Annotated in this window: 5 protein-coding genes and 2 pseudogenes; 2 read left to right on the top strand and 5 right to left on the bottom strand. The window is 43.0% G+C overall.

The genetic code is table 11. From position 1 onward, the window contains the following. Window positions 1-478 precede the first annotated feature (478 nt). Window positions 479-937, bottom strand: a complete 459-nt coding sequence (locus AK965_RS19010; protein ID WP_099081080.1) for an exoribonuclease R — start codon at window positions 935-937, stop codon at window positions 479-481. Between the two features lie 217 nt (window positions 938-1,154). Then, window positions 1,155-2,234 carry a M12 family metallopeptidase gene (locus AK965_RS19005; protein ID WP_099081079.1) on the bottom strand — a complete coding sequence of 360 codons (1,080 nt, stop codon included), beginning with the start codon at window positions 2,232-2,234 and terminating at the stop codon, window positions 1,155-1,157. 97 nt (window positions 2,235-2,331) lie between these two features. Here AK965_RS19005 and AK965_RS19000 point away from each other — a divergent pair, with 97 nt between their 5' ends. Continuing rightward, window positions 2,332-2,880 carry a hypothetical protein gene (locus AK965_RS19000; RefSeq protein ID WP_099081078.1) on the top strand — a complete coding sequence of 183 codons (549 nt, stop codon included), beginning with the start codon at window positions 2,332-2,334 and terminating at the stop codon, window positions 2,878-2,880. A gap of 65 nt (window positions 2,881-2,945) precedes the next feature. Here AK965_RS19000 and AK965_RS18995 read toward each other — a convergent pair whose 3' ends face one another. Then, a complete protein-coding gene (locus AK965_RS18995) occupies window positions 2,946-4,070 on the bottom strand; it encodes an AI-2E family transporter (protein WP_099081077.1) in 1,125 nt (374 codons plus the stop codon). 390 nt (window positions 4,071-4,460) lie between these two features. On the opposite strand from AK965_RS18995, the pseudogene AK965_RS20755 reads away from it, so the two are divergent. Next, window positions 4,461-5,170: pseudogene (locus tag AK965_RS20755) on the top strand (hypothetical protein). Between the two features lie 19 nt (window positions 5,171-5,189). Here the strand turns inward: AK965_RS20755 and AK965_RS18985 are convergent. Both AK965_RS18985 and AK965_RS18980 read right to left on the bottom strand, forming a co-directional pair. Then, window positions 5,190-5,450, bottom strand: a complete 261-nt coding sequence (locus AK965_RS18985; RefSeq protein ID WP_099081076.1) for a hypothetical protein — start codon at window positions 5,448-5,450, stop codon at window positions 5,190-5,192. A gap of 294 nt (window positions 5,451-5,744) precedes the next feature. Beyond that, window positions 5,745-6,095: pseudogene (locus tag AK965_RS18980) on the bottom strand (glutathione S-transferase N-terminal domain-containing protein); the annotation flags it as partial. Between the last annotated feature and the right edge of the window lie 145 nt (window positions 6,096-6,240).

The raw sequence follows: 6,240 nt of genomic DNA, 5'->3' as shown, positions 1-6,240 counted from the left end.
AGCGGTTCTAGAAAGTCTATCTGGAAACAAGAGTTAATAACGTGGGTGGGTCAGTTTTACTTCGGCGATAACGTCGATAAGTGGATCAAATTTAAACTGGCGTTGACAAAGGCTATCTCTGTATACACAGATAAAAGCGCTGCAGTAATAAATCGAGCGTAAAAACTGGGGTGTCTTTGGGCATAAGTTTTCCGTATTTAGTTGAATAACCATCGCACATTAAAGGGATTGAAAATAAACATTTCCATTTTAGTGTAAGAAGGAATGGTGCTGTTCGCTAGTTGGTGATCATCCGAAGTGGGTACTGTCGCTCTAACACGCAGCGTTATTGAGGAGGCCACCAGCTGAGATTCTGGCCAAATCAGTATTTATTCATTTAAAAAGGCGAAAGCAGGTTCGTTTCTAGCCCCGGAATAGAACAAGGCGAACCTTATGGCTCGCCTTTGTTTGCGGTCAACGTCTAAAAACCAGATCAAGCTTAGTCTTGAGAATTCTCTTTCGCGTTGATTTCAGCGTAAGTGTGTAGAAGCTCGGTCAGTGTTTTAACCCAAACAAATACGTCTGTCGGTGTGTTTTTGAGTAATTTTTCAACTTGCGCACAGTGTGTTTCAAGCGTGATCGCTTCTTCCAAGTTAAATGAGATCGCGTAGAAATGCCAAAGAACGAGACGTGTCATTCGCTCGCTGTTTTGCTTCGCGTTGTCTGAGTCATCGAACGCTTGTTGAATTTCACTCAATGCGATTGCCGTCATACGTAACATGGCATCAAGGCGTGCTGTCAGCATGCGCTCTTCACTATCCACTTCTTCTTGTTCAAAAGTAAATAGCTCATTCATCACGTCTTCTGGCACCATTTTACTGATCATGCGAGCACTAAACTCTTCCAGTTCATGGCGAGGCATGGTTACAAGACAATCAAAGGTGTAATCACGAAGCATAAAATCACTCTACATCAGTTATAACTTTTAGTTTGCGCATTCTAAGCGCTGAGATTTCAATTACCACTTTTTATTCTTATCTATCGCACGAAACGTATCAAATTTCGTGTGAACGTCTCTCTGCGCCCAGCTTAGATAAAGCTGGGCTAAAACTATGTAGAGATATGTTGTATATCCCAAATCGCCATAAGTGAATGAAGCGTTGATTCGCTCTACATCACCATAGCATAATAGCCCCACTCCCCTGAGCATTGGTAAAGTACAGTCTTGTTCTTACAATGTACTTACGACCTTTATGCAAATGAGTTTCGATTCTAGCATTAACGTCAAAACCTGAATCATCATCGCCTTCGATGTATTCTTCGACACCATCTCTAAGCTCAAACAACACCATTACGGTGTCCATTTTGCCAAATGTTTGCAATGTATATTTTCTAGTCAAAGACGGTTTAATAATGAAATCAACTTGCTCTCCTGCTTTAATAGTAATCCTTTGAGACTCATATTGACGAAGCTCTGGGAGCGTTGCTTTCTGCTCAGGATATAAGGTTGTCACAGTTTGTATGTCGATTGGTGATAACCCCCCCTGAGGAACCAATGGTTGTGTTTTATATATTGCTGGATCTTTGATTAGGCCTGCCTCAAATTGATAATGCATAATTGAATCTTTATCCCAATCGGAACCATCAACGGAGTTAGGTGGTATTTTTCGAATAATATTCCTATAGGTTGTTTCTCTTGACCAAAAGTTAGGAGACCCCCCTAAACTTTCATACACTTTTTCCTCATCCCACACGATCCCAGCACGCGGGTTTTGATGCTCATGCGGAAACCCAAGTATATGTCCGATTTCATGTAAAGCTGTGTCTCTCCCATACGGGGTTGTTAAGTCCCAACCATAATTCGTTGTTCTTTGGTTAGGGCTCGTTACAAAATCAATGCAGTCACGCCCAACGTATGACCAAGAACCATCCGATTGATCAAAACCAATCCGAATCATTGCTTCTTCAGCATGCTGGACTTCTCTGAATATTAGGCCAATTCCTAACTCTTTCCACATAGCAAAGGCATCCCTCACGGCATCTTCTTGGCCACTTCCTCCTCTCCATATTGCTGGCTCTTTAAAAAAGTAGTAAGTAAGTTGAGTTCCATTAACCCACATCCGGTCCAACTTGGCGATGAGACGAGCCCTACTACCATCTAATACATGACTCAGTTCTCTGCTTCGAACTTCGGGAGCTGAACAAAATCTCTGTTTATGCAGTTTCGATTTTGATGATTTTCCTGCCTTAGTCATAAGTAGTCTCCATAGTTAACATGTAGACAGTGCCTTGCGTTCTCCTAGGCCTGAGATTTAAGAATAGATTCGTTAAGGGCTTCGTTCGTTCGCAAAAATGCGAAATTTACAGATTCATAAACATAAGGCCAATCCAATCCCAATCACGCACAACGATGAAGTAGGAAAGCTCACTGCTTGCTTCAACGAAATGGTTGAAAATCCCATTGAGAGAGAACAGCAATCACTACTTCAATTTCACAACGTGACAGGTCAAGCGATCGCGGAACAGCGCAGTAAGTTACTGGAATTGATGTTCGACCAGAATCAAGGCGGTATTTTCGTACTTGATCGACGCTTAAATGTGACGACACAAAATGCGGCCGCAATGGATTGGTTCGGCAAGTTAAAGCATATTAAGGGCTTACCTTTGAGATCACCACTCCTACTATCCCAGAAGCAAACAAGGCGCCTACTCAAGAATGGTTTTGTGGTTAACAATGTTGAAATTGAGCACAGAACAAAGTATTGGCTCTTTTATGAAATGAAAGCGAGTGTGTTTAAGGGATTAGCTGATGGCGTCGAGGCGTTTGTGATTAGCTTAACGAATCTATCGGTAGGTATAGAACTCAAACGGTTAAGTTTTAAGCCAACCATGACCCGCTGACAACATTAGCCAGTCGTTCTAAAGCATTGAGGGTATTGCAAGCCAGGCATGAGCAAGGTCGTTCGCTAGGTTTTATCCGTTTTTGATTCACTATTTTCAATAACGTTGGCGACATCTTGCGTCTCTGCATCCACCCACTTCATAAACACTTGGTATCCTGCTGCTAAGAACGCCGCGCCAATAAACATACCCAAAATACCGCCCGACATCATACCGCCAATGGCACCTATAAGAACAATTGGCATCGGCACTTCCAACCCTCGACCTAAGATCAATGGTTTTAAAAAGTTATCAACTAAACTCGCAACGATCAGTAATATGGTAAAAATCACATTGTGCACTGTGCCACTATCACCAGACCACAATAAGCCAACTGCAACTAACGCGATGATGGTGACGGGCAATTGAACAATCGCAAATATCAGTGCGACAACGGCAAATAACGCAGCAGCTGGCACACCAGATAAGGCAACAACAGCACCAAACACCATCGCGGTTAAAAATGCGATACCGATAATGCCCACTGCCACTTGTCTGATGGTGGCGGTTGTCAGCTTGTGTAGCTCTGGGCCTTTGGCTTCGTCCGATAAGCTGATAAAAATTTTACGAATGGATTTGGCGGCAGGTTCTGCCCATGCCAACATGATACCAGCGATAATAATGGCACCGATCAGCAATAATACGTTCTTTGCCGCGCCACTTGCTGCATCCACAAACCAATTCAACGCCCCTTTCACCTGAGGTTGACGTTTTTCAATAAACTGCGGCAAATCATTCGATGCCTCAAACCACACAGCATGCAACTTTTCCCCCACAACCGGCCACTCTTTGACACTCTGCGTTGGGGGGGTGATGACTAACGTTCCCTCTTGGTAGGCATTAAATGAACCAAGAGTTTTGGATGCTAGCGAGTTGCCAACCATTGCGGTTGGCGTACCCAATATTAGTGCGCCAATAAGTGCTATCACGGTTGCTGAACGCGCTGATGTCCAACCTAATTTAGCTTGTATAAATTCACTAAGGGGATAAAGCGCAATCGCCAATACCAAAGCCCAAAGTAAGATTGGAAGAAACGGTAAAAATGCCCAACTACAGACAATCACAATAAACGTAATAACCGAGAATCGGATCAGAGAAGCTGTAAACGCTTTTGACAGTATTTTCTCTAAATGCTCATTTGAATTATTCAACTGCTTATCCTTTTGGTTTATATCCAACACAGTATTTGACGATGTACAACGAAGCGCAGTAACTGACACAACCTTTTATCACATTACGATATTAAAAATAGTACATATCGACTTATATCCAACAAGTTACTTAACTTCTTTATCATTTCATTTAAGTGGTTGAACGCACACTTACAAACTTCTCCATGATGTTTGCAATCACACCCATTGTGTTTCTCTCTCCAATTCTAGCTCGCCAGCCTAGATTGAAATTTCACGCAATATTTCAAACCCTGTCAGCGAAAAACCAACTGAATCCACAGTATGAACACATAACAACGCGATATCGTCACCCTTTTTATTTTTTTATGGATTTTATTATGCGTCTTTCCGCTCGCTCGCTTCTGCTGGCTGATTCTTTGTCTATGTTTTTCTTCTTCGTCATTCGCTGAACAGAAGGCTCGCTTTCCAACCACCAAGGATTGGCTAACTCATGCTTCAAGCGGATTAGCACCCTACTGGATGCAAAAACAAGCCCTTGGCGTACCTATCGGGAACTTTTCGATGTGTTGATGGCAGGTTCCTTGACGTGAACAATGTCTGTTCTGAACTCAACCACAGTTCGATTACACCGCACTTCGACTGTGAATATACACGCATGAAGTCTCGGCAAACGTACGCCTACGGTGTACTGTTTCATTTAACTGGCGATCCCAGGATGGCAGAGCCGGCCTAATAAGAATAGAAGTTCATCTTGGGAATGGGCGGAACTAGACCACGCGGCAATGACATTGGCGATGCAGAATGGTCAAGTCGGGGGACATTGCCCTACACCACTCGTAGTTTGATGGATGTCTGGGTCGACCATCAATATGGGGGGGAGTGAACCCAAAAACAACCAAAGCATTCCATTGGGGAAATGGCTACCACCAATTTGAGCATGCGCTAGTAGGAACACTTGCATCAGGGTCACTCAATAAAACACCTGTCACTCTGTATTATGCGATTAAGGACGCTCACCAACCCTAATCCCGTATTACTTCCAAAGGCAGGTCAATGACATAAATAAAACGGAAACGGGAGTGATTGAATCCGTCACTTATCGCCACATCACTCCTTAATACTCGCACTCTAGGCTCACTAACGAACCATGCTATTTAATGACTGCTGACTTCTAAAGCGGTCATAGTCTTCAACTAACAGCTGATGCTGATAACGTCGGTATGACAACGCTTCATTTGAAACGACGATTTGATTCTCTTTTTCAATCAACTGCGCTTGAAGCACTTCAATTTGTTGGTGCTGTTGGCTGTGATTCTGATACATCGCAACCAGACCACATACCGATGCCACGAGCAACGCGAACAGCACAGCGTTAATGGTTTTAATTTGAAGCCCCATAACCTCTCCTTGTTCCTTGATGTCCTTAATTTCCGGTGAAATGCCATGATGAAAAGAACGTCTACACACTAAGAGCACAAAACTCTAAAACGCCTTAAAACCAATTGAGGTAAACTCTATTTTTAAATTTAATTATAGGCTAACAGCAGAAAAAGTAAGAAAAACTTCAAGAAATAGAAGATGTTTGGTGAATGAGAGGTGAGAACAGCGAGTGTAGACCCCCCGCAGGTTCATAAAAAACAGTCCTGAAATGCTTGGCGTGTGGCCAGCCGCTCATACCAACGAGTAATATGAGGTGATGTTTCTGAAGGCTTGAAACGCCGTATAAAGCCCTTGAAACTCAACGACGCGATGCCACATTTCCACTTGAGCGCATTCTAGTGGGTTTGCACCAAACAGTGCCAAGTCATTTTCAAACACCTCACCGAGGTAACGACAAATGGCCACGCTTTCACACAGCGTCGTTCCATCATCGAGCTCTAACACTGGTACTTTACCGTTTACGCTTTTTGTTTTAAATGCATCGGTCAGGTTGTCACCTTCACGAACATTCAGCACCAATCGCTCAACCTCGCCTCCAATTTCCTTAAGAAAAAGGTTAACTCGCTTACAACTCGGCGTCATTGCGGTTTCATAAAGCTTCATTTCACATCCATTTATCTTTTTCTAACTGACTGGTTAGGTTATACTGCAGTGAGTTTATAAACGATCAGTCAAGAACTTCACTATCAAAAAATTTCAAACCGTTTTGGGTCTGTTTGCTAGGCGAAATTTTTGATGCCATTTGTGG

Origin of the sequence: Vibrio sp. PID17_43, assembly GCF_002608565.1 — a bacterium.
GTDB lineage: Bacteria > Pseudomonadota > Gammaproteobacteria > Enterobacterales > Vibrionaceae > Vibrio.
The sequence above is the reverse complement of the archived record's forward strand: the minus strand, read 5'-3'. Positions and strand labels throughout refer to the sequence as shown.

What these genes read in the sequence shown, in the direction of transcription:
- AK965_RS19010 (WP_099081080.1), bottom strand. Translation starts at nt 937, where the DNA reads ATGCTTCGTGATTACACCTTTGATTGTCTTGTAACCATGCCTCGCCAT.
- AK965_RS19005 (WP_099081079.1), bottom strand. Translation starts at nt 2,234, where the DNA reads ATGACTAAGGCAGGAAAATCATCAAAATCGAAACTGCATAAACAGAGA.
- AK965_RS19000 (WP_099081078.1), top strand. Translation starts at nt 2,332, where the DNA reads ATGCGAAATTTACAGATTCATAAACATAAGGCCAATCCAATCCCAATC.
- AK965_RS18985 (WP_099081076.1), bottom strand. Translation starts at nt 5,450, where the DNA reads ATGGGGCTTCAAATTAAAACCATTAACGCTGTGCTGTTCGCGTTGCTC.